The organism is Maribacter aquimaris, assembly GCF_014596745.1.
GTDB lineage: Bacteria > Bacteroidota > Bacteroidia > Flavobacteriales > Flavobacteriaceae > Maribacter_A > Maribacter_A aquimaris.
Genome location: NZ_JABTCF010000007.1, coordinates 58,011 through 80,650, shown reverse-complemented (window position 1 = coordinate 80,650; position 22,640 = coordinate 58,011). Strand labels below are relative to the sequence as shown.

Below are 22,640 nucleotides of genomic sequence, written 5' to 3'. Positions count from 1 at the left end.
AAAGAACCCCTGCGGCATAAGCTCCAAGGGTTCTTCTTTTTTATCCAGTTAAGTGGGGATTAGTGTATAAGGTCTTTCCGTTGTAGGGCCTCCTTCATTTCTTCGGTAAATTCCTCCTTGTAATATACGCGTTTGCAATGGGAGCATTCGATGACTTCGTTTGTGGCTATTTTAAAAAGCTTGATCCAAAACAAATGAAAGTAGGTCGATTGGATGTATGCGGTAAGTGTATTGACCTGTCCACAAAAACTACATTTTAAGTTGTGTAGTTTTCGTATTTTCTCCTTTCCGGGACGTGTACCAAGGAATAGTATCATCTGCGTAGAATAGATGGACTAAGATAAGCTAAAATTGACTATTTTTATTGGCTATTTTATAAAACCAATGATTTCAAAATCGTCCATAGACAAAGTATATGAATCCGCCCGTTTGGAGGAGGTTATCGGTGATTTTGTACAACTGAAGAAGTCCGGCTCCAATTTTAAGGGACTAAGTCCGTTTTCCGATGAGCGGACACCGAGTTTCATGGTGTCTCCCGTAAAACAGATTTGGAAGGATTTCAGTAGTGGTAAAGGGGGTAATGTCGTGGCCTTTTTGATGGAGCATGAACATTTCACCTATCCTGAGGCCATAAAGTATTTGGCTAAGAAATACAATATTGAGATAGAGGAGACCGAGCGTACCGACGAACAAAAGCAGGAAGCTAACGAGCGAGAGAGCATGTATCTGGTTTCTGAATTTGCCCAGACCCATTTTGCCCAAATGTTATGGGAGTCAGAGCTGGGAAAGGCTATAGGGCTTACCTATTTTAAGGAAAGGGGTTTTACTGATGAGACCATAAGGAAATTTGGTTTGGGGTATTGTTTGGATCAATGGGATGGGTTTACCAATGCCGCCCTAGACAAAGGATATAAGCTCAAATATCTTGAAAAAACCGGACTTACCATTGTAAAGGAGGATGCCAATAATCCTAACAATCCCAGGAAATTCGATCGTTTCAAAGGACGGGTCATGTTCCCGATCCATTCCATGAGTGGAAGGGTGTTGGGTTTTGGGGGGAGGATCCTGACCAATGATAAAAAGGCCGCCAAATACCTGAATTCCCCGGAAAGTGATATTTACCACAAGAGTAAGGTGCTCTATGGAATCTATTATGCCAAACAGTCCATAGCTAAAGAGGACAACTGTTATTTGGTTGAGGGATATACCGATGTGGTCCAGTTTCATCAAAGGGGAATACACAATGTCGTGGCCTCCAGTGGAACAGCGCTGACCCCTGAACAGATTCGACTTATTAACCGGTTGACCAAGAATATAACAGTACTGTTCGATGGGGATGCAGCAGGTTTAAGGGCATCGCTCCGAGGTATTGATTTGATTTTGGAGCAGGGTATGAACGTAAAGGTTTGCACGTTTCCAGAAGGGGAAGACCCTGATAGTTTTGCGAAGAACAACGAATTGGAGGAAATTACCCAATACCTTGAGGAAAACTCAAAGGACTTTATCCAATTCAAGGCTTCCTTGTTGGTCAAGGAAACGGCCAATGACCCTATAAAAAGGGCTGATACCGTTAGGGACATTGTACATAGTATATCCAAGATTCCCGATCGAATACAAAAAGAGATCTATATACAGGAATGTGCCCAGATTATGAACATTTCTGAGGCCGTCTTGTTCAATACCCTGGCGCAGATCAGTAAAAAGGATATTGCCGATGCCTCAAAAAAAGTAAAGCAGGAACATAAGGCATTCGATGTCGTCAAAAACGAGCCTTTGCCCCAAAAGGTCGATGTACAATACGAACTGGAGCGTAAGATTATTGAGTTGTTATTGCTTTATGGAAATCGACAAGAAAAATTTGAGGATTTGATCTTGAAGGAGAATGAGGAAGGTGATTTGGTTTTGGAACCGGAATCGCTTGAATCCAAAGTCTTTGAAAAAATATTTTTAGACCTTCAGGATGACGAAATTGAGTTGACAAATCCACAATTCAAAAATATTTATTACAAATTGATCGAAGCTTTGAACCAGACGGAGGATTTCGCAATCAATACGTTTATTGCCGATTTGGATCAAGAAATGGTCGCCGAGATTTCATCCATTTTAATGGAAGAGGAAAAGTACACCCTGCATAATTGGGAAAGTAAGGATATTTATCCCAAGGATAAGAAAATAGGGGTGGCCCAATTGGTCAGCGAGACCATTTTGACACTGCGTTGTTATTTGATCAAAAAAAGAATGGAGGCTTTGCAAAATAGTACTGAGGATAGTACGATAGATAATAGGGAGACCCTAGAGGAAATCATGAACTATTTGCAACTGAACAAGTTATTGAATAAAAAATTGAATAGGGTCCTTTCCTGATTTCGGACTATTAAGTCAAATGTAGTCCCAATAAACAAAAAAGCCCCGACCAGTCAGTCAGGGGTTTCTTACATATTTTAACCGTTATTTTTTAATACAACTCCAATGCTTTGGCTTGTTGTAATAAGTCGACCATGTTATCTACATTCAATTTTTTCATTAGTCGGGCCTTATAGGTACTTACCGTTTTTTCATTAAGATTAAGTCCTAGGGCAACATCTTTGTTACGTTTGCCACTCGCTAATAATTTAAGGACCTCAACCTCCCTGGTAGATAATTTCCTAAAGAATCTACGGGGTTTTTGGGTTCCTTCATCAAAAGCCAGTCGTTGTGCAAGTTCATTGGTGATGAACATGTTTCCTTCACTTACCTTCTTAACGGCTGAAAGGATGTAGTCAACGTCAGAAGCCTTGGAAAGGTAACCGAATGCGCCAGCTCTAATGGTGCTGAGGGCATAAACATCCTCAGATTGTCCACTGTACATTAATACTTTTACATCAGGATATTCTTTTTTCATCCTTCTTAAAGTGGCGATACCATTGATTTCAGGAATGTCCATTTCTAAAATTACAACATCAGGAGAGGCTGTTTCAAGCTTATTAAAAAGCTCCGAAGTAGTTGAAACATCATCTAAAACCTCAAATCCACTTGCATTGTTCAATACTTGTTTAACACCCATTCTAATAATAGGATGGTTATCCGCAATTAGCACTTTAATCATTTTGTTAAATTTTTTCTAGAAATTTTACCGAGTTGGTTGTGTTTAAATACTGACACGTAATGTAGTGGTAATTTCTCTAATTTAATAGGCAAATTTCAATTTATTTAATGAAACAATGCATTATACTCGTCTTATGTGCCTGATTTTTAGTTAATCGGTTATTTCAGGTCATTCGGTATCGTGCAAACAGGTATGGGTTGCATTTTATGTTGATTGGCGGCGTTCAATCTTTTGAAGATACTGAAAATTTGCTTTTTTCTGTCGGAAAATTCAGATACAGTCCTTCCCTCGTCATTCATTTTCATGGCCCATTCCAATTCAGGGTATGAGGCCCCGATTTGATCTTCGTCGGTACGGTCATCCCCCCAAAGTCCATCAGTTGGCGGTGCAATTACAATATCTTGGTTAACACCCAAAAACCGGGCGATTTCATATACTTCGGTTTTCATAAGATCCGCAATAGGGGATAGGTCTACCCCACCATCACCATATTTGGTATAGAAACCAACGCCAAAATCCTCGACCTTATTTCCCGTGCCGGCGACCAAATAACCGTTTAAAGCGGCAAAATAATATAAAGTGGTCATGCGTAACCTGGCCCTTGTATTGGCTAGGGACATAAAACGGTCTTCTTCATTTTTTACGGCTGGTAGTGCGGCAATAAGGCTATCGAAAACCGGGGTAAGGTCAACCGCCTGACGTTTTACGTTGTCAAAATTGCCAATGAGCCAATCTATGTGGTGTGAGGCTCTCGTTTCTTGGCTTTCGGCTTGGTGAATGGGCATTTCCAGGCAAAGCAGGTCTAGCCCCGTTTTGGCACAAAGTGTAGAAGTGACCGCGGAGTCTATTCCTCCTGATATACCGATGATGAATCCTTTGATTCCCGCCTTGTCTGCATAATCCTTAAGCCAGTCAACAATATGGTCGATTACTTTTTCGGTTTTCATGAAATATTTTATTTGGTTAAAACAACTAACTTTGCCCGATAAAAATAAAGCCTTACAGGTTAAGATTAAAATTTAAAAGATCTTTCTTTGAAATGGATACAAACTATTTTTATTCGTTAAAAGAAAAAATCAAAATTTCAATTAAATGAAAAAGTTGTTTTATTTACTGGTATTGTTAACGTTTGTCGCCATAGGTTGTAAAAATGAGGATAAAATCGAGGCAGAAGTAAAAAAAATACCCTTGGTTGTTAAGGTTTCGCGATTCGATAACGAATTTGCAAAAGCTACGCCATCCGATATTCCCAAACTAAGAAGGGTATACCCTTATTTCTTTCCAGCACCGGATAGTGTATGGGTGGCAAAATTGCAGGATTCCCTTCAAATTGAATTGCGGGGCGAGGTCATGGATGAATTCAGTGATTTCGAAAAAGAGGTTGCAGATATTGAATTGCTTTTTAAGTATATAAAATATTACTTTCCAAAGTATGCCGCACCTAAGATAATAACGGTGACCAATGACGTTGATCATGAGAACCGGATAATTTTGACAGACAGTCTTTTGTTGGTAGGGTTGGATAATTATTTGGGTGCGGATCATAGATATTATACCGGAATACAAAAATATATCGCTGCCGGTATGGATCGGAAGTATATCGTCAGTGATATAGCCAATGCTTTTGCGCAGAAGGTTGTTCCTCGATCTCAAGGGCGTACATTTTTGGATCGTATGATCTACTATGGTAAGATTTTGTATCTTAAGGATAAAATAATGCCTTTTCAAACCGATGGGCAGAAAATCAATTATTCCGAAGATGAATTGGCTTGGGCAATAGCCAATGAAGAACCTATGTGGAGGCATTTCATTGAACGGGAATTACTCTACAGTACCGATAATAAATTAACCTTGCGATTCTTGGATCCAGCTCCTTTTTCAAAATTCGGATTGGAGCTCGATAATGAGTCCCCAGGTCGACTGGGCCGTTATGTGGGTTGGCAGATTGTGCGATCCTTTATGGATAAAAACGAGGTATCATTGCAACAACTCATGAATCTACCCGCGGAGGACATATTTAAGAAATCCAATTACAAACCAAATAAATAAATGGCAAAATTACATACATCAGAGATACGTTTAAAAGTGGGGTTGGATGAGAATCGGGTCCCCGAAACGCTTACTTGGTCCGCAGAGGACGGCGGAATAGATAATGAAGAGGCCAAGGCGATGATGCTTTCTGTTTGGGATAGCAAGAATCAGGAATCCCTGAAAATCGATCTTTGGACCAAAGATATGCCGGTAGATGAGATGAAGGTCTTTTTTCATCAAACGCTGGTGTCCATGTCCGATAGCTTTATGAAAGCTACCCAGGATGAAAAAATGACGGCTACCATGAAGGATTTTTGCGAATATTTTGCCGAAAAATTGGAATTGAACAAATAATGCCGTTTTAGTATTGCCGATTTTGGAAGGGGTTATCGGTCTATAGTGCTAATGCGTTTTAGTTATGTGCATTCTACTTATGCCCAAAAACCTCAAAAAAAAGCAAAATTTAGTATAAGATTGACTTGATTCAGTGCGTTAATTTTGAGCAATTGTAGTACTTTTGAAGCTTGTTTTAGTTACAACAATAAACTATCGAAATATGGAAGACGTAGAGAAATTTGATATCGATGTTTTAGGCGAAGCACAATATGAATCGCCTTTGGGATTAAGTAAAAGGAAGGGTGATGATATCTTTAACTTTGTTACCGATAAGGATAGGGTTTTACGATACATCTCTCTAAATGACCACAATAATTGCATCAAGGGCGAACAGGAACCTGTTGCTCTTGAGAAAGCAGGTCCTAGGGAAAAGATATACTTCAATACGAAAAAGACCAAAGCAGCCATAGTTACCTGTGGTGGTTTGTGTCCTGGGATCAATAATGTGATACGTAGTTTGGTCATGGGATTGCATTATTTTTATGAGGTTAAGGAAATACTAGGGGTGCGTTATGGTTATGAAGGTTTGATTCCTTCTTATGGTCATGGTTTTGTGGATTTAACTCCGGAATACGTAAAAGATATACATCAGTTTGGGGGAACCATCTTGGGTTCTTCAAGAGGGGGTCAGGACGTAAGTGCCATGGTAGACACCCTATATGATAATGGAATAGACATGTTGTTCGCCATCGGAGGTGACGGCACGTTGAAAGGTGCCAATGCCATTGGCGAGGAAATTGCCAAGCGGGGATTGAATATTTCGATCATCGGTATTCCCAAGACTATTGACAATGATGTCAGTATCATAGACAAAACATTTGGTTTTGAAACCGCCTATCATGTGGCCAGCCCGATTATCAGGGATGCGCATAATGAAGCGACAGGTGCTTACAACGGTATCGCCATTGTAAAACTTATGGGTCGCGACAGTGGGTTTATCGCTGCATCGGCGACAATTTCAATGCCTGTGGTCAATTTTGTCCTTGTGCCTGAAATGCATTTTGAGCTGGAAGGGGAGAATGGATTTTTGGAAACCCTCAGAAGAAGATTGGACACCAAACAACACGCGGTTATCGTAGTGGCAGAAGGTGCGGGTCAGAATTTATTCAATAAGGACGGGCAAGAAAAAGTTACCGATGCTTCCGGAAATGTACAGCATGATGATATTGGGCTCTTACTGAAAAGTGAAATTTCAGCCTTCTTCAAGAAATTGGATTATGAGGTGACCATTAAATATATCGATCCTAGCTATATTATCAGAAGTGCTCCTGCCAATCCTGGGGATAGCGTATTTTGTAGTGGTTTGGCCTATCATGCCTTGCATGGTGCCATGGCCGGTAAAACAAAATTCGTTGTGGGTAGGGTGAACAATCAGTATGTTTATCTTCCAATTACGGCGGTAACCAGCACTAGGAAAAAAATCAATATGGAAGGTGGTTTTTGGTTTGCAGCTTTGGAAAGTACCGGGCAGCCCTTCGAAATGAGATAATACCATGGTTGTCTTTTTGTAGAAGGATTTTGTTATTGGGTTTGCCTGCTTCCTATTTTTTTACGCTGTAAGTATTTTTTGTTTTTAGAGACCTAAAGGGTACAGCAATAAGCCTATGGAGTCAAAAAACAAGGGAGTGTCAGATCAAGAAAGATTGATCTTTATCTATAATGCCAATTCGGGTATTCGCAATAAGATATTCGATAGTGCACACAAAATTTTCAGCCCGGATACGTATGCATGTAATCTTTGCGATATTACCTATGGGGTATTCTCGGAAAAGAAGGCATGGAAGGAATTCAGGGAGAAATCCCTATTGCAAATGGAGTTTCTGCACAAAGACGAATTTAAGGCATTATATGCGTCGAAGTTTGGGTATAAGTTCAATTTCCCTGTGGTATTGATTGGCTCAAAAGGTGGCTTTGAGGTTCTTGTTGCGAAGGATGAATTGGATAAACTCGAAAGTCCCGAAGGATTAATGCGCTTGATTACAGGCCGGATATAAAACCGCTATTTGTTTTCCTTGAAGTACTGTTGGTTAATTTCGTCGATGTATATGAGTAGCTCATCACGGCCGATGTTTTTGGAGGATGAGGTTACAAAATGGTTAGGGGCTTCTTCCCAAGCCCCAGCCATCAATTCTTTTAAATAGTTGGCTACGTTTTTTTCAATAATCGCAGGTTTCAATTTATCGGCTTTGGTGAATACAATACTGAATGGAACCATATTCTCACCCAAGTATTCCATAAACTCCATGTCGATATTTTGGGGTGAATGACGAATGTCGACCAATACAAACGCACTCACCAATTGTTCTCGCTTTAAGAAATAATCGGTAATGTATTTTTGAAAGGTTTTTTTGTCCCTTTTGGAAACACGGGCATAGCCATATCCGGGTAAATCAACTAAAAACCAATTCCCATTGATTTTAAAATGGTTGATGAGTTGTGTTTTTCCAGGCCTACCGGAAGTTTTGGCCAAACTTTTACGTTCGGTCAACATATTGATCAAGGATGATTTGCCTACGTTGGACCGCCCAATGAACGCATATTCGGGTAGGGGTTCATTCGGACATTTGGCAACATCTGAATTGCTCATAACGAAGTCGGCCGACTTGATTTTCATAAGGTATGGGTTTAGAAATTCCGTTTCTCTAACCAAGCATCGAGAATGTCGTTAAATTGGTCGGGATGCTCCATCATAGGGGCATGGCCGCATTTCTTGATCCAGAAAAGATCGGAGTCGGGCAGCAGTTCATGAAATTCCTTTGCGACATTGGGGGGGGTTACAGAATCGTTCTCTCCCCAAATTATACATGTCGGTGTATTCATCTTGGGTAAATCCTTGGACATGTTGTGTCTAATGGCGCTTTTGGCGATTGCCAATGTCTTTACCAGTTTAACCCGGTCATTGACCGTTGCGAAAACCTCGTCGACAATCTCTTTGGTAGCCACTGCCGGATCGTAAAATACGTCCTGCGCTTTTTTCTTTATGAATTCGTAATCCCCGCGTTTTGGATAACCATCGCCCATAGCACTTTCGTATAGGCCTGAACTACCGGTAATGACCAAGGCCTTTACCATATCAGGATATAGTTTGGTGTGCAGTAAGCCAATATGTCCACCAAGGGAGTTCCCTAAAAGAATGACATCCTTTAATCCCTTGAACTCAATAAATCTTTCTAGGTATTTGGCAAAACTTTTGACGTTGGTCTTCAACAACGGCATGCTGTATATCGGAAGTTCTGGAATCAATACTTTGTATCCTTTTGGGGGGAAATGTTCAGAGACACCCCTGAAATTGCTCAACCCTCCCATAAGACCATGCAAAATAATAATGGGGACTCCCTCTCCCTTCTCTATATATCGATATTTGCCCTCTATAATAATTTGTTCTTCCATTAAGAATTCTTCTGGTCTTAATGAACAAAGATAGGCAATTCCTTAAAATACGCCTCCATTGCTCCGTTAGTATTTAGTGCATATCTGCATACAAAGTCGTGATTGTTTTTTCTATGGGAGCCAACTATTAATCGGGTAAGGTGCGATTATATGTGGGTTCAAAAGGTATGAACTTATCAACAAAGTGGTAAATAGTGGTAAATTGTGGTAATAAATTCTATATATTTGAGTTTTAAATAGAGAAACCAGCACTTTAGCGTGATAAATTTTAACGAAGCATATTATTGTAAAGCAGATGCCAAAGGTAGGTTAATGCTGCCATCTGCCCTAAAAAATAGGCTTTTGCCTGTTTTGAAGGATGGCTTCGTCCTAAAGCGTTCGGTGAGCGGTGCATGTTTGGAGCTTTGGCCTATGTCCCAATGGGATGAGATGATGCTTAAGATCAAAAAACTGAATCGCTTTGTAAAAAAGAACAATGATTTCATCCGGATTTTTATGGCGGGTGTCAAGGAGGTGGAGATTGATAATGCGGGTAGGTTGTTGATTCCCAAAAATTTAATGTCGATAGCGGGTATTGTTAAGGAAATAGCCTTGAGTCCTTCTGTTGATATTATAGAAATATGGGATAAGGATAGTTATGAGCAGGCCATTGAGATTACCGATGAGGAATTTGAGGTCTTGGCTGAGGATGTAATGGGTGGTTTAGGTGAAAATATTCCCGATGTATCATAACCCTGTACTTCTGAAAGAATCTGTTGATGGCCTGGCCATCAAGCAAAACGGGGTTTATGTGGATGTAACCTACGGCGGAGGTGGGCATTCCAAAGAGATCTTGGAAAGGCTTGGCCCTGAAGGGAAATTGTTTGCATTTGATCAGGATGAAGAGGCCTTGGTGAATAAGATTGATGATGAAAGGCTGGTGTTGATCAATGAGAATTTCAGGTATATAAAACAGTTTTTAAAGTTCTATGGCATTCGGAAAGTAGATGGTATTCTAGCTGATTTTGGGGTTTCGTCACATCAGTTCGACAAGGCAGACCGAGGGTTTTCTACCCGGTTCGACGCTGATCTGGATATGCGAATGAGTCAAAAGGGACTTGTTTCGGCCTATGATGTGGTCAATGGTTATCAGTACGATGATTTAAGAAGGGTTTTGTTTCATTATGGTGATTTGCGAAATGCAAATGCCATGGCAAATAAGATCATAGAAAGCAGGGCAGAGGCACCCATAAAGACTTCGGCCCAATTAAAAGGGGTTTTGGGAAGGTTTTTGCCGAAACATAAGGAGCATAAGATACTGGCCCAGATCTATCAGGCGATTCGTATAGAAGTGAATCAGGAGATTGAGGTAATCAAGGAGTTCTTGGTGCAGGTACCCGAATTGTTGGTCCCGGGAGGAAGATTGAGTGTCATTAGTTATCATTCCCTCGAGGATCGCTTGGTGAAACGTTTTATAAGGGCAGGACTTTTCGAGGGTGAGCCGGAAAAGGATTTATATGGGAACATCGATGTTCCCTTGAAAAAAGTTGGAGCATTGATAGTGCCGTCGAAAGAAGAGATAGTAAAGAATAACAGGGCACGAAGTGCAAAATTAAGAATAGCGGAACGTATTTGAATACATAAATGAAAAAAGGGATTTTAGACGTACTCAGAGGTAAGTTTTTGGTAAGCGGTGACGCTCCTAAACATTGGTTGTTTATAATTTTTATTTCGTTTTTGGCTACGGTTATGATAGGAAGCTCCCATAGTGCCGATAGAAAAGTGCATCAAATAGCGGCTTTGAACGAGGAGGTAAAGGAGCTCAGGAGTGAATTCGTGGATCTGCGTTCGGATGTACAGCGTTTAAAGTTGGAATCCACAATCACGAAAATTGTTGAAAGTAAAGGGTTGTTTCCCTCGGAGACACCACCCAAAAAAATAAAGGTAAAATCAGTTAAGGAGTAATGGCAGTTACCGAAAAGAGCATATTGAACAGATTATACATTGTGGCGGGATTTCTTTTCCTGTTCGCATGTGCTGTGCTCTTTAAGTTGGTGAGTATTCAGCTGGTTCATGGCGATAAGTACAGGGACCTGGCGCATAAGCGCACCGAACGAATGTTTACGATTGCCCCGAACCGGGGTAACCTGTATTCCGACGATGGTAGTTTGTTGGCTACTTCAGTTTCGAAATACACCATACGCTTTGACGCGGTGACGGTTAGTGATGCTGATTTTAAGGCAAATGTGAAACCGCTTTCCGAAGCACTTGCAAAACTTACGGGAAAATCATCGTCCCATTACCAACAACTTTTACGTAAGGCCAAGGCCAATAAAAACAGGTATACCCTACTGGTGCGCAATCTGGATTATTCAGAATATATGGATGTGAAGGATTTTCCGTTGTTGCGCAAAGGACCTTATAAGGGAGGCTTGATCGTTGAACAAAAAACGGTTCGGGAACACCCTTTAGGAAAAATTGCTGAACGTAGTGTAGGTTATGAGCGCAAGGATGAAAACGGATATTATACCCGCGTAGGTCTTGAGGGGGCTTTTGGTCAATACCTAAGAGGGGTAGAGGGTAAGCGTTTAAAGCAAAAAATTGCCAAAGGTCAATGGAAGCCCATAGGTATGGACAATATCGTTGAGCCAAAAGATGGCTACGACGTTATTTCAACAATAGATATCAATATACAGGATATTGCCCATCATGCCTTGTTAAGGCAACTGGAACATTATAAGGCCGATCACGGCACCGTAATAGTCATGGAGACCGAAACAGGTGAGGTAAAGGCTATTTCCAATTTAGGTAGAACCCAGGAAGGCAGGTATTACGAGCGCCTGAACTACGCTATTGGTGAATCCCATGAACCAGGGTCTACATTTAAACTAATGAATTTGGTCGCGGCTTTGGACGATAAGGTCATCGATACCAGTTCGGTTGTTGATACTGAAAAGGGATATTGGAAAATTTATAATCATAGGGTTAAGGATTCCAAACATGGGGGTTATGGAAAAATTTCAATTGCCAAGGCTTTTGAGGTTTCTTCGAATACGGCCTTTGCGAAAACCATTCACAATGGATATAAGGAGAATCCTTCAAGATATGTAAATCATCTTCTTAATATGGGAATCGGGACCGAGTTGGGGCTGCCCATAAAAGGAGAGGGTAAGCCGGTATTGCGATCTCCGGGCGATAAGGGATGGTCGGGACTTTCATTGGCGCAAATGGCCTATGGTTATGAGATTTCAATGACACCCTTACAGGTCTTAACGTTTTATAATGCCATTGCCAATGATGGGGAAATGGTGAAGCCACGGTTGATCAAAGAGGTAAAGGAATGGGACAGGACGGTTGTGAAATTTGAGAAGGAAGTCATCAACCCTTCGATATGTTCGAAGGAAACAGTGGCCAAAGTGCAACAGTTGTTGAAGGATGTGGTTGAGAAAAAACACGGTACCGGGCATAGGTTGTATTCCCCGAATTTTTCAATGGCCGGAAAAACTGGTACTGCACAGAAGGATTATGTTTCAAAGGATCCAGACAAACTAAAGTATATTTCAACCTTTGCGGGGTATTTCCCGGCAGAGGAGCCTAAGTACTCCTGTATCGTAGTCATTCATGAGCCCGATAAAAGTGTGGGGTATTACGGGGCTGATGTTTCCGGTCCGGTTTTTAAATCCGTTGCACAAAAAGTATATGCCACCAATCCTTTGATCGATGAGGTGGAAATGATGAAGGGGGAGGATGAACAATTGGAGCAATCGTATCAGAAGTATTATGCCGAAGCCCAAAAAAAATACAAGAAAGTGCCTAACGTAAAAGGGATGAGTGGTATGGATGCCATCTCTATTCTTGAAAATCTTGGGATAACCGTGGAGGTTAAAGGCAATGGCAAGGTAAAGAAACAATCCATCTCCCAAGGGACGGATATTAGTAAAGTTGAAAAAATAATACTGGAACTTTCGTGAATTTATTAAAAGACATATTATTCGGGGTTAGCCTCTCGGCAGTTAGTGGTTCCACTAATACCATGGTCAATGCCATTACTTTCGATTCGCGAAAAGTGGGGTTGGATGATGTTTTTGTTGCGATAAAGGGAACATTGACAGATGGTCATAAATATATAGAAAAGGCTATTGATTCGGGGGCGGTATGCATTGTTTGCGAAACCATGCCCGAACAAATAGTGGATGGGGTGACCTATGTTGAGGTAGACAATGGAAACAAGGCGCTGGCCATAATGGCTTCCAATTATTATGGCAACCCATCGAAGAACTTGAAATTGGTGGGTATTACCGGAACCAATGGTAAAACGACCATTAGTAGTCTTTTGTATAGGTTGTTCAAAAAAACCGGTTTTAAGGTTGGATTGATATCTACCATAAAAATCATGGTCGATGATAAGGAATATGCGACAAGCCATACCACTCCGGATGCACTGGCCATCAATGAGCACTTGGCGCTTATGAGTGTCGAAGGTGTTGAGTTTTGTTTTATGGAGGTGAGTTCCCATGGGATCCATCAGAAAAGAACGGAAGGTTTGGTGTTTGAAGGTGCTATTTTCACCAATCTCACCCATGATCATTTGGATTACCATAAAACCTTTGCCGATTATCGAGATACTAAAAAGTCCTTGTTCGACAATTTGTCCAAGAAGGCGTTTGCATTGACCAATATCGACGATAAGAATGGGTCGGTAATGTTGCAGAATACCAAGGCCAGAAAATTTACCTATGCCTTAAAATCCTATGCGGATTATAGGGCACAGATTTTGGAAAGTCAATTCGATGGCCAACTGTTGAGGATAGATGAAGATCAGTTATGGACCAAACTTATCGGCAGTTTCAATGCCTATAACGTCTTGGCTATTTATGCCACGGCAGACCTATTGGGTCTTGAAAAATTGGAAACACTTCGTTTGTTGAGTGAATTGGATAATGTGGACGGCAGGTTCCAATATTTTATATCAAAGGAAAAAATTACGGCAATAGTGGATTATGCCCATACGCCGGACGCCTTAAAAAATGTGCTCGAGACAATTGACACATTGAGGACTGGAAATGAAAACGTCATCACCGTTGTGGGGTGTGGTGGCGACCGAGACAAGTCTAAGCGTCCGGTAATGGGCAAAATCGCTTCACAATTGAGTAGCAAAACCATTTTCACTTCGGACAACCCGAGATCGGAATCACCCACGTTGATCATAGAGGAAATGGAAGCTGGGGTAGAACCTCAGAATGTCAGGAAGATATTGTCCATAGAAAATCGTAAACAGGCCATTAAAACGGCATGTCAATTGGCGCTTCCCAAGGATATTATCCTAATCGCGGGGAAAGGGCATGAAACCTATCAGGAAACCAATGGGGAACGGATAGATTTTGATGATTTTAAAATAGTACGGGAAGTATTAAAGGCATTGGATAAATAATTGAATTAAGCATACCAGGAATGTTATACTATTTGTTTGACTACTTAGAAAAAGAATACCAGTTGCCAGGGGCAAGCCTATTTGGTTTTATTTCCTTTAGGGCGGTCATGGCCATTCTTTTTTCTTTGGTTATCGCCACTGTATACGGTAAAAAAGTGATTCTCATGTTGCAACGTAAGCAAATTGGGGAAAGTATACGGGATTTAGGATTGCAAGGTCAGGAACAAAAAGCAGGTACCCCGACGATGGGAGGTTTGATTATCATTATGGCGACTTTGATTCCGGTATTGTTGTTTGCCGATATCCTCAATGTTTATGTCATCCTTTTGATCGTGACTACCCTATGGATGGGGGTCATTGGTTTTATAGATGATTACATCAAAATATTTAAAAAAGACAAAAAAGGGCTCAAAGGAAAATTTAAGATTTTAGGTCAAGTGGTTTTGGGTCTGATTGTGGGTGCCACGCTGTATTTCCACCCTCAAGTAACCATGCGTGATCATGACAAAAGTATCATCACCAAGCAATATGAAGTAGAGCATATAAAAGGTATGGATATCAAATCAACAAAGACAACGGTTCCATTTATAAAGAACAATGAGTTCGATTATGGCAACCTTATCGCATGGGCCGGTGAGGGCGCAAAGGATTATGTTTGGTTGATTTTCATTCCTATGATCATTTTGATTGTCACTGCCGTTTCAAATGGGGCCAATCTTACCGATGGTATAGATGGCTTGGCAGCGGGTACATCGGCAATAATCGTTTTTACCCTAGGTATTTTTACTTGGGTGTCGGGTAATATCATTTTTTCGGACTACTTGGATATCATGTATATCACCGGCGTTGGTGAATTGTTGGTTTTTGTAACGGCATTTGTAGGGGCCTTGGTCGGTTTCCTCTGGTACAATGCCTTCCCTGCCACGGTATTTATGGGAGACACGGGAAGTTTGACAATTGGTGGGGTCATCGCTGTTATAGCGATAATCATACGTAAGGAATTGTTGATCCCTGTATTATGTGGAATATTCTTCGCAGAATCTATTTCCGTGATGTTACAGGTAGGATATTTTAAATACACCAAGAAAAAGTTGGGGGAAGGGAAGCGAATATTCTTGATGGCCCCACTACATCATCATTATCAGAAAAGGGGATACCATGAAAGTAAGATCGTTACCCGTTTCTGGATTGTAGGGATCATGCTTGCCATTATAACGGTTGTTACCCTAAAAATACGCTAAATGGCGCGTTTGGTAATCCTTGGTGGAGGGGAAAGTGGGGTAGGTACCGCTATTTTGGGATTAAGGAAAGGATATGAAGTCTTTGTTTCGGATAAAGGTGAAATAAAGCAAGAATATAAGAACGTTCTTGAACATTATGGGATTGATTGGGAAGAGAAAAAACATTCCAAGGAAAAAATATTGAATGCCGATGTGGTTATGAAAAGCCCAGGTATACCCGATACGGTTTCCTTGATTGTTGAACTGGTAGGTAAAGGCATACCTGTTGTTTCCGAGATTGAATTTGCATCACCATATACCGATGCGACGATCATCGGGATTACGGGGAGTAATGGGAAGACCACAACGACAATGCTCACCCACCATATTTTAAAGGGAGACGGTTTAAATGTTGGTATGGCGGGTAATATTGGCGATAGTTTTGCCAAGATGGTGGCTGAAAAGGCATGCGAGTGCTATGTTTTGGAAATAAGTAGTTTTCAGTTGGACGGCATCGTTGATTTTAAGCCACATATAGCCATTTTGACGAACATTACTCCTGATCATTTAGATCGCTACGATTATCAATTTGAGAATTATGTGGCTTCTAAATTCAGGATAGCAAAGAACCAGACGAATGAGGATTTTCTGATTTACGATGCCGATGATGAGGTAATCGTGTCTTGGCTGGCCAAGCACCCGGTCAAATCCATAGTAATGCCATTTTCTATTCAAAAGGAATTGGATCAAGGGGCATTTTTAAAGAACAATGAAATAGTGATTAAGATAAATAACGAGATAATAAAAATGAAAACGAGCACATTGGCACTGGAAGGAAAACACAATTTAAAGAATACCATGGCGGCTTCATTGGCGGCCAAACTTGTAGGGATACGAAAGCAGACCATACGGGATTGTGTAGCCAATTTCCAAGGAGCGGAACATCGATTGGAAAAGGTGCTGAAAATTCAGCATGTGCAGTACATCAATGACTCCAAGGCCACGAATGTAAACGCTACCTATTTTGCGTTGGATAGCATGAGTTCGCCAACGGTTTGGATAGTTGGAGGGGTTGACAAAGGGAACAATTACAAGGAGTTGATGCCCTTGGTAAGGGAAAAGGTGAAAGCCATTATTTGTTTGGGTTCCGATAATTCGAAGATTGTTGATGCATTTGGCAATGTCGTCGATTTATTGGTGGAAACCTACGCTATGGAAGAAGCAGTGAAGGTGGCGTATAAAATAGCAGAACGAGGCGATACTGTTTTATTGTCCCCGGCCTGTGCAAGTTTTGATTTGTTCAAAAATTACGAGGACAGGGGAAACCAGTTTAAGGAAGCGATTAAAAATTTATAAACGTGTTGGATTTTATTAAAAATATAGAAGGGGATAAAACCATTTGGGCCGTAGTGTCGCTTTTGGCCTTATTTTCATTTTTACCTGTCTATAGCGCCAGTAGTAATTTGGTGTATGTCGTTGGTAATGGTACCACTGGCGGACATTTGGTAAAACATGCTTTTCTATTGTTTTTAGGTTTTGGAATTATATATGGGGTACATAAAATTCCAGTCCATTTTTTTAAGGGCTTATCATTGATTGCTATGCCCATAGTTTTGGTATTGTTGATATTCACTTTGGCACAAGGAACCACAATCGATGGGGCCAATGCCAGTAGATGGATTCGTATACCCCTAGTGGGTATCACCTTTCAGACATCCAACTTGGCTGCTGTGGTCTTAATGATCTATGTAGCGCGGTACTTATCCAAGATCAAGGATAAGGTGGTGACCTTCCAAGAAAGTATTTTGCCGCTTTGGATTCCGGTATTCTTGGTTGTAGTACTTGTATTGCCTGCGAATTTTTCCACGGCTGCCATTATCTTTTCCATGGTGCTCCTGTTGTGTTTTTTAGGGGGATATCCCATAAAATATATACTGGGAATTGTGGGTGTGGGAATATTAAGCCTCACCCTGTTCATTTTAACGGCCAAGGCGGTGCCTGATTTGTTTCCCAATCGTGTTGATACCTGGATCAGTCGGATCGAGAGTTTTGCAAATCCGGAAGATACTGAGGCTGATTATCAAATTGAGAGGGCCAAGATTGCAATAGCCTCTGGGGGTGTAATTGGTAAAGGAGCGGGAAAAAGTGTCCAAAAAAACTTTTTACCCCAGAGTTCCTCAGATTTTATCTATGCAATAATCGTTGAGGAATACGGCTTGCTCGGTGGTTTTGTGCTCATGTTCTTCTATTTGCTGTTGTTGTTTCGCATCGTGGTGGTGGCCAACGGTAATCATTCGGTGTTTGGAAAATTACTGGTGCTGGGGGTAGGTTTGCCTATTGTCTTTCAGGCCATGATAAATATGGCCGTAGCGGTAGAGTTGTTTCCGGTTACCGGACAGACCTTGCCATTGATCAGTAGTGGGGGTACATCAAGTTGGATGACTTGTTTGGCCATAGGGATAGTGTTGAGTGCGAGCAGAAAGTATGAGGTTCAGGAAAATAAGAATGTTGATGAAGCGAATCCTTTGGAAATATTAAGCGGACAATTATAGAACTGGTTATATGGGTTCAACAGAACATAATGTGGTAAATGGGGATAACCCGGTTAAAGCGCTCAGGTTTATATTATCGGGCGGGGGAACTGGCGGACATATATATCCTGCAATCGCCATAGCGAATGAGTTGAAAAAAAGACACCCTAAGGCTGAGTTTCTGTTCGTTGGAGCCAAGGATAGGATGGAGATGGAGAAAGTGCCCCAGGCTGGGTACACCATTGAGGGATTATGGATTACTGGGTTGCAAAGGAAACTGACCCTTAAGAATTTAATGTTTCCGATAAAATTGATTAGTAGTTTGTTCAAAGCAGGTAAAATAGTCTCAAGATTCAAACCCGATGCCGTTGTTGGTACGGGAGGGTTTGCCAGTGGTCCCCTATTGAAGGTGGCTTCCGGTAGGGGAATACCTTGTGTTTTACAGGAACAAAACTCTTACGCAGGAATCACCAATAAATTATTGAAGGATAAGGTCGCTAAGATCTGTGTTGCCTATGATGGTATGGAAGCTTTTTTTCCATCGGAGAAAATTGTAAAAACAGGAAACCCCGTACGTGGGGACCTGGTAACGCTGGGTAAAGACAAAAAAGAGGCGTTGGATTTTTTCGGATTGGGGATGGGTAAACCCACCCTGTTGGTTTTGGGAGGAAGTCTTGGAGCTAGGAGAATCAATCAACTGATTGCGCAAAAGTTGGACTATTTCAAAGGACTGGGTGTGCAGGTGATATGGCAATGTGGTAAACTCTATTTTGAAGAATATAAAAAGTTCAACGCGGAAGATGTTAAGGTTGTTGATTTCCTGAATAGAATGGATTATGCCTATACGGTAGGTGATTTTATTATATCAAGGGCAGGGGCAAGTTCGGTATCCGAACTATGTATTGTAGGTAAACCGGTGGTTTTTATTCCTTCGCCCAATGTTGCCGAGGATCATCAAACAAAAAATGCCATGGCCTTGGTTCGTGAAAATGCCGCTATAATGGTCGGGGAGAAAGAGTTGGACGCAAACTTTGATGAGGTTTTTCAGGAAATGTTCCAGTCAAAGGAAAAACAAGTACAATTGGGGGATAACATAAGGAAATTGGCCATGCCCAATGCAACGGCCGCCATAGTTGATGAAATTGAAAAATTGATAAGGGACTAAATGACTATAAAGGATATACATAACGTTTATTTTATTGGGGTGGGAGGCATTGGTATGTCTGCCCTGGCACGTTATTTTATGTTCATTAAGAAGCGTGTTGCGGGGTACGATAAGACCAAGACCCCTCTCACCGAGGCACTTTCCGAAATGGGAATCCATATTCATTATAACGATGATATCGCTTCCGTTAATAAGAGGTATATGGACCCTAGTAACACCTTGATTGTCTATACACCTGCCGTTCCGGATAGTCATACCGAATACCAGTATTTTTTACAGCATGGATTTACCGTGAAGAAGCGGTCCGAAGTACTGGGTATCATTACCAAGGACACCTTCTGTTTTGCTGTTGCGGGTACGCATGGTAAAACGACAACTTCAAGTATCTTGGCGCATTTGCTCAATGAGGTTGGAACTTCGTTTACCGCTTTTTTGGGTGGTATTTCAGAAGATTTTGATAGTAACTTCCTGTTTAAGGGGACTGAATATTCCGTAGTGGAAGCTGATGAATACGATCGTTCGTTTTTGCAGTTGCAGCCCAATGTTGCATGTATTACCTCAATGGATGCCGATCACTTGGATATTTATGGCAGCAATGACGAACTAATAAGGTCTTTCGGGGAATTTGCCGATAAATTGGAATCCGGTGGAAAGCTTTATGTACGTAACGGTTTACCCTTACAGGGCATTACCTATGGTATTGAAGATGACTCGGATTTTTGTATAAGAAACCTTAGGGTTCAGGAGGGAGCCTATATTTTTGATTTGGTTACTCCGGAATTGACATTGACAGGAGTGAAGTTCAATAAACCAGGAAGACATAACCTGCTTAATGGCTTGGTTGCATTTGCAATGGCTACGGAGACAGGTGTTTCGCCAAGGCTTTTGGCAAATGCCTTACAGTCATTTAAGGGGGTGCAACGGAGGTTCTCTTATAAAATCAAGGAAGATGGTTTTGTGTTCATCGATGATTATGCCCATCATCCTACAGAGATAAATGCGGTTTTTCATGCGATTTCAGAGATGCATCCCGATAAAAAGGTTTTGGCTGTTTTTCAACCACACCTGTTTTCAAGGACAAAGGATTTTGCGGATGATTTCGCAAAGAGTTTATCGCAATTCAACAGTATCGTGTTATTGGATATTTATCCGGCACGGGAAGAACCTATAGAAGGGGTCACTTCTTCATGGTTGCTCAATATGATAGATAACCCCATGAAGAAATTAGTGGAGAAATCAAAACTTATCGATGAAATAAAATTACAGAACCCTGAGGTTTTGGTGACTATGGGGGCAGGGGACATTGGATTGGAAGTTTCGAAAATCAAAAAGGAATTGGAATATGCGGGTTAATTGGAACTACATAAAGTTTATAGCTCTTTTGGTGGTAATCACTGGGCTTTACGCATTTTCGAATCACAGAAGTGGTCAGAAAACAGTGAATGATTTTAATATAGAATTCGTCGGTGACCATAATCTATATATCACTCAGGCCATGGTTAATAAATTGTTAATACAAAAATTTGGTCCCCTTGTAAATGAGTCTAAAGAAAAATTAGATTTGAATACTATGGAGAAGGTCGTTGAGGCCAATGAAATGGTTAAAAGTGCCCAAGTTTATCTTGCTGTAAATGGGGGACTTACGACGAAAATCGTACAGCGCAAGCCAATCGGAAGAATTGAAGGGGAATCGAAGTTTTATCTGGATGATGACGGAAATCGTATGCCATTATCCACGAGTCATTCTGCGAGGGTCCCAATTATTACCGGAAAGGTAACGGGAAAAAGCCTCGAGGATGTTTATGAAATTTTGAAATATATAAATAAAGATGATTTTTTAAGAAAAAATGTAATAGGCATTCATATAGCGAGTGAAGCGAAGTATCAATTGAGGTTTAGAATGGAGCAGTTCGTAGTGAACTTGGGTGGCGTAGATAATCTGGAGGAAAAATTCAACAACTTTAAGGCATTTTATACGAAGGCGAACAAGGATGAGACCTTGGAACAATATAACATTGTAAGTCTGGAGTTTAACAATCAAGTAGTGTGCACCAAAATATAATTAAAAAATGGAACAGGGTAAATATTCAGTTGGTTTAGATATCGGAACTACAAAAATTGTTGCCATAATCGGTAAGGAAAACGAATATGGGAAGATTGAAATACTGGGTATCGGTAGGTCAAAGAGTTTGGGCGTGCACCGGGGTGTGGTCAATAATATCACACAAACCATAAAATCCATACAACAGGCCGTTGAACAGGCTGAGATCAATTCGGGATTGAAAATTGGTTCCGTAGTGGTCGGTATTGCTGGTCAGCATATCAGAAGCTTACAGCATAGTGACTATATCACAAGGGCCGATTCTGAGGAGGTGATCAATGAGGATGATTTGGATAGACTTTGTAATCAGGTGTATAAATTGGTAATGCTTCCCGGGGAGGAAATAATTCATGTATTGCCACAGGAATATAAAGTTGACGGTCAGGCCGAGATCAAAGAACCGATTGGGATGTATGGTGGCCGGTTGGAAGCCAATTTCCATGTCGTTGTAGGACAGGTTTCGTCCATAAAGAATGTAGGCAGATGTATTAAGAGTGCGGGCTTGGACCTAGGTATGATTACCTTGGAGCCATTGGCCTCATCGGATGCGGTTTTAAGTCAGGAAGAAAAAGAAGCCGGTGTTGCCTTGATCGATATAGGCGGTGGCACTACTGATTTGGCGATTTTTAAAGATGGTATTATCAGACATACAGCGGTAATTCCGTTTGGTGGGGGTGTGATTACCGAAGATATTAAAGAAGGTTGTTCGATCATAGAAAAGCAGGCCGAGTTATTGAAAATCAAATTTGGATCGGCGTGGCCAGGGGAAAATAAGGACAATGAGATTGTCTCAATTCCTGGATTAAGAGGTCGTGAACCCAAGGAAATAACACTCAAAAACCTTTCGAAGATCATTCACGCCAGGGTTGTGGAGATTATCGAACAGGTGTATGTTGAGATAAAGAATTATGGTCACGAAGAACAAAAGAAAAAATTGATTGCCGGTATTGTCCTCACAGGTGGGGGTAGTCAATTAAACCACCTTAAACAATTGGTGGAATATATCACCGGTATGGATACAAGAATAGGGTATCCCAATGAACACTTGGCCGGGGATACGGATGAAGAGGTGGCTAGCCCATTATATGCGACGGCTGTAGGATTGCTTATGAATGCTGTGAAGAATGATGTGAAGATAATGGTGTCCCACCAAACGGAAGAAGAGGAAGAAATGGTATTGGCCGATCATGATGAGGAAAACGCCAATTCCAAGAGACAATCAAGGGAACGAAAATCCGTATTTGATAAATGGTCTGAAAAATTGAAGGATTTCTTGGACAATGCCGAATAAGGATTAGAAACTATAAACAC

The 22,640-nt window shown here is 41.1% G+C and carries 22 protein-coding genes; 17 read left to right on the top strand and 5 right to left on the bottom strand.

The window, feature by feature from the left end; genetic code table 11:
• Positions 1 to 59: 59 nt before the first annotated feature.
• Positions 60 to 317, bottom strand: a complete 258-nt coding sequence (locus HPE56_RS12105) for a zinc-ribbon domain-containing protein (protein ID WP_188244022.1) — start codon at positions 315 to 317, stop codon at positions 60 to 62.
• A 67-nt stretch (positions 318 to 384) separates the two neighbouring features.
• On the opposite strand from HPE56_RS12105, the gene dnaG reads away from it, so the two are divergent.
• Complete coding sequence (gene dnaG / locus HPE56_RS12100; RefSeq protein ID WP_188244021.1) at positions 385 to 2,364, top strand: DNA primase; 1,980 nt, start codon at positions 385 to 387, stop codon at positions 2,362 to 2,364.
• Positions 2,365 to 2,455: 91 nt separating this feature from the next.
• On the opposite strand, the gene HPE56_RS12095 is transcribed toward dnaG, so the two are convergent.
• Complete coding sequence (locus HPE56_RS12095) at positions 2,456 to 3,085, bottom strand: response regulator (RefSeq protein ID WP_188244020.1); 630 nt, start codon at positions 3,083 to 3,085, stop codon at positions 2,456 to 2,458.
• Between the two features lie 158 nt (positions 3,086 to 3,243).
• Entirely contained in the window at positions 3,244 to 4,032 is a 789-nt protein-coding gene (gene nadE / locus HPE56_RS12090) for an NAD(+) synthase (RefSeq protein ID WP_188244019.1), read from the bottom strand.
• Positions 4,033 to 4,177: 145 nt separating this feature from the next.
• On the opposite strand from nadE, the gene gldB reads away from it, so the two are divergent.
• The 4 genes from gldB to HPE56_RS12070 all read left to right on the top strand — a co-directional run bounded on the left by gldB (position 4,178) and on the right by HPE56_RS12070 (position 7,506).
• Entirely contained in the window at positions 4,178 to 5,134 is a 957-nt protein-coding gene (gldB, locus tag HPE56_RS12085) for a gliding motility lipoprotein GldB (RefSeq protein ID WP_188244018.1), read from the top strand.
• The gene (gldC, locus tag HPE56_RS12080; protein ID WP_109652596.1) at positions 5,135 to 5,470 is read left to right on the top strand and encodes a gliding motility protein GldC; all 336 of its coding nucleotides are present in this window, start codon (positions 5,135 to 5,137) and stop codon (positions 5,468 to 5,470) included.
• A 202-nt stretch (positions 5,471 to 5,672) separates the two neighbouring features.
• Positions 5,673 to 7,001, top strand: coding sequence for an ATP-dependent 6-phosphofructokinase (locus HPE56_RS12075; protein WP_188244017.1), 1,329 nt, complete (start codon positions 5,673 to 5,675; stop codon positions 6,999 to 7,001).
• 136 nt (positions 7,002 to 7,137) lie between these two features.
• On the top strand, positions 7,138 to 7,506 hold the full coding sequence (locus HPE56_RS12070; RefSeq protein WP_317173201.1) for a GTPase: 369 nt from the start codon (positions 7,138 to 7,140) through the stop codon (positions 7,504 to 7,506).
• Positions 7,507 to 7,511: 5 nt separating this feature from the next.
• Here HPE56_RS12070 and yihA read toward each other — a convergent pair whose 3' ends face one another.
• Both yihA and HPE56_RS12060 read right to left on the bottom strand, forming a co-directional pair.
• A complete protein-coding gene (gene yihA / locus HPE56_RS12065; protein ID WP_188244015.1) occupies positions 7,512 to 8,126 on the bottom strand; it encodes a ribosome biogenesis GTP-binding protein YihA/YsxC in 615 nt (204 codons plus the stop codon).
• An 11-nt stretch (positions 8,127 to 8,137) separates the two neighbouring features.
• Positions 8,138 to 8,902 (bottom strand): alpha/beta fold hydrolase, encoded by a 765-nt coding sequence (locus tag HPE56_RS12060; RefSeq protein ID WP_188244014.1) that lies wholly within the window; start codon positions 8,900 to 8,902, stop codon positions 8,138 to 8,140.
• A 258-nt stretch (positions 8,903 to 9,160) separates the two neighbouring features.
• Between HPE56_RS12060 and HPE56_RS12055 the strand changes: the two genes are divergently transcribed.
• From HPE56_RS12055 to ftsA, 12 genes are read left to right on the top strand one after another with little or no spacing between them, the layout of a single operon-like run.
• Positions 9,161 to 9,634, top strand: coding sequence for a division/cell wall cluster transcriptional repressor MraZ (locus HPE56_RS12055; RefSeq protein ID WP_188244013.1), 474 nt, complete (start codon positions 9,161 to 9,163; stop codon positions 9,632 to 9,634).
• Positions 9,624 to 10,517 (top strand): 16S rRNA (cytosine(1402)-N(4))-methyltransferase RsmH, encoded by an 894-nt coding sequence (gene rsmH, locus HPE56_RS12050; RefSeq protein ID WP_188244012.1) that lies wholly within the window; start codon positions 9,624 to 9,626, stop codon positions 10,515 to 10,517. The genes HPE56_RS12055 and rsmH overlap by 11 nt, the downstream gene beginning before the upstream one ends.
• 8 nt (positions 10,518 to 10,525) lie before the next feature.
• Positions 10,526 to 10,846, top strand: coding sequence for an FtsL-like putative cell division protein (locus HPE56_RS12045; protein ID WP_109652578.1), 321 nt, complete (start codon positions 10,526 to 10,528; stop codon positions 10,844 to 10,846).
• Positions 10,846 to 12,852 carry a penicillin-binding protein gene (locus HPE56_RS12040; RefSeq protein ID WP_188244011.1) on the top strand — a complete coding sequence of 669 codons (2,007 nt, stop codon included), beginning with the start codon at positions 10,846 to 10,848 and terminating at the stop codon, positions 12,850 to 12,852. The genes HPE56_RS12045 and HPE56_RS12040 overlap by 1 nt, the downstream gene beginning before the upstream one ends.
• Positions 12,849 to 14,312: a UDP-N-acetylmuramoyl-L-alanyl-D-glutamate--2,6-diaminopimelate ligase gene (locus HPE56_RS12035; protein ID WP_188244010.1), complete on the top strand. Its 1,464-nt coding sequence runs from the start codon at positions 12,849 to 12,851 to the stop codon at positions 14,310 to 14,312. The genes HPE56_RS12040 and HPE56_RS12035 overlap by 4 nt, the downstream gene beginning before the upstream one ends.
• A gap of 20 nt (positions 14,313 to 14,332) precedes the next feature.
• Positions 14,333 to 15,553 (top strand): phospho-N-acetylmuramoyl-pentapeptide-transferase, encoded by a 1,221-nt coding sequence (gene mraY / locus HPE56_RS12030; protein WP_188244009.1) that lies wholly within the window; start codon positions 14,333 to 14,335, stop codon positions 15,551 to 15,553.
• Complete coding sequence (murD, locus tag HPE56_RS12025; protein ID WP_188244008.1) at positions 15,554 to 16,888, top strand: UDP-N-acetylmuramoyl-L-alanine--D-glutamate ligase; 1,335 nt, start codon at positions 15,554 to 15,556, stop codon at positions 16,886 to 16,888.
• Between the two features lie 2 nt (positions 16,889 to 16,890).
• Positions 16,891 to 18,084: an FtsW/RodA/SpoVE family cell cycle protein gene (locus HPE56_RS12020; RefSeq protein WP_188244007.1), complete on the top strand. Its 1,194-nt coding sequence runs from the start codon at positions 16,891 to 16,893 to the stop codon at positions 18,082 to 18,084.
• A gap of 10 nt (positions 18,085 to 18,094) precedes the next feature.
• Positions 18,095 to 19,228: an undecaprenyldiphospho-muramoylpentapeptide beta-N-acetylglucosaminyltransferase gene (gene murG, locus HPE56_RS12015; RefSeq protein ID WP_188244006.1), complete on the top strand. Its 1,134-nt coding sequence runs from the start codon at positions 18,095 to 18,097 to the stop codon at positions 19,226 to 19,228.
• The gene (murC, locus tag HPE56_RS12010) at positions 19,229 to 20,581 is read left to right on the top strand and encodes a UDP-N-acetylmuramate--L-alanine ligase (RefSeq protein WP_188244005.1); all 1,353 of its coding nucleotides are present in this window, start codon (positions 19,229 to 19,231) and stop codon (positions 20,579 to 20,581) included.
• A complete protein-coding gene (locus HPE56_RS12005) occupies positions 20,571 to 21,290 on the top strand; it encodes a cell division protein FtsQ/DivIB (RefSeq protein ID WP_188244004.1) in 720 nt (239 codons plus the stop codon). Before murC ends, HPE56_RS12005 begins: the two co-directional genes overlap by 11 nt.
• Positions 21,291 to 21,297: 7 nt before the next feature.
• Positions 21,298 to 22,620, top strand: a complete 1,323-nt coding sequence (gene ftsA / locus HPE56_RS12000) for a cell division protein FtsA (RefSeq protein WP_188244003.1) — start codon at positions 21,298 to 21,300, stop codon at positions 22,618 to 22,620.
• The last annotated feature ends 20 nt before the right edge of the window (positions 22,621 to 22,640 follow it).

What these genes read in the sequence shown, in the direction of transcription:
- HPE56_RS12075 (WP_188244017.1), top strand. Translation starts at nt 5,673, where the DNA reads ATGGAAGACGTAGAGAAATTTGATATCGATGTTTTAGGCGAAGCACAA.
- HPE56_RS12045 (WP_109652578.1), top strand. Translation starts at nt 10,526, where the DNA reads ATGAAAAAAGGGATTTTAGACGTACTCAGAGGTAAGTTTTTGGTAAGC.
- dnaG (WP_188244021.1), top strand. Translation starts at nt 385, where the DNA reads ATGATTTCAAAATCGTCCATAGACAAAGTATATGAATCCGCCCGTTTG.
- gldB (WP_188244018.1), top strand. Translation starts at nt 4,178, where the DNA reads ATGAAAAAGTTGTTTTATTTACTGGTATTGTTAACGTTTGTCGCCATA.
- HPE56_RS12060 (WP_188244014.1), bottom strand. Translation starts at nt 8,902, where the DNA reads ATGGAAGAACAAATTATTATAGAGGGCAAATATCGATATATAGAGAAG.
- gldC (WP_109652596.1), top strand. Translation starts at nt 5,135, where the DNA reads ATGGCAAAATTACATACATCAGAGATACGTTTAAAAGTGGGGTTGGAT.
- murC (WP_188244005.1), top strand. Translation starts at nt 19,229, where the DNA reads ATGACTATAAAGGATATACATAACGTTTATTTTATTGGGGTGGGAGGC.
- murG (WP_188244006.1), top strand. Translation starts at nt 18,095, where the DNA reads ATGGGTTCAACAGAACATAATGTGGTAAATGGGGATAACCCGGTTAAA.
- mraY (WP_188244009.1), top strand. Translation starts at nt 14,333, where the DNA reads ATGTTATACTATTTGTTTGACTACTTAGAAAAAGAATACCAGTTGCCA.
- murD (WP_188244008.1), top strand. Translation starts at nt 15,554, where the DNA reads ATGGCGCGTTTGGTAATCCTTGGTGGAGGGGAAAGTGGGGTAGGTACC.
- HPE56_RS12105 (WP_188244022.1), bottom strand. Translation starts at nt 317, where the DNA reads ATGATACTATTCCTTGGTACACGTCCCGGAAAGGAGAAAATACGAAAA.
- yihA (WP_188244015.1), bottom strand. Translation starts at nt 8,126, where the DNA reads ATGAAAATCAAGTCGGCCGACTTCGTTATGAGCAATTCAGATGTTGCC.
- rsmH (WP_188244012.1), top strand. Translation starts at nt 9,624, where the DNA reads ATGTATCATAACCCTGTACTTCTGAAAGAATCTGTTGATGGCCTGGCC.
- HPE56_RS12095 (WP_188244020.1), bottom strand. Translation starts at nt 3,085, where the DNA reads ATGATTAAAGTGCTAATTGCGGATAACCATCCTATTATTAGAATGGGT.
- HPE56_RS12040 (WP_188244011.1), top strand. Translation starts at nt 10,846, where the DNA reads ATGGCAGTTACCGAAAAGAGCATATTGAACAGATTATACATTGTGGCG.
- ftsA (WP_188244003.1), top strand. Translation starts at nt 21,298, where the DNA reads ATGGAACAGGGTAAATATTCAGTTGGTTTAGATATCGGAACTACAAAA.
- HPE56_RS12005 (WP_188244004.1), top strand. Translation starts at nt 20,571, where the DNA reads ATGCGGGTTAATTGGAACTACATAAAGTTTATAGCTCTTTTGGTGGTA.
- nadE (WP_188244019.1), bottom strand. Translation starts at nt 4,032, where the DNA reads ATGAAAACCGAAAAAGTAATCGACCATATTGTTGACTGGCTTAAGGAT.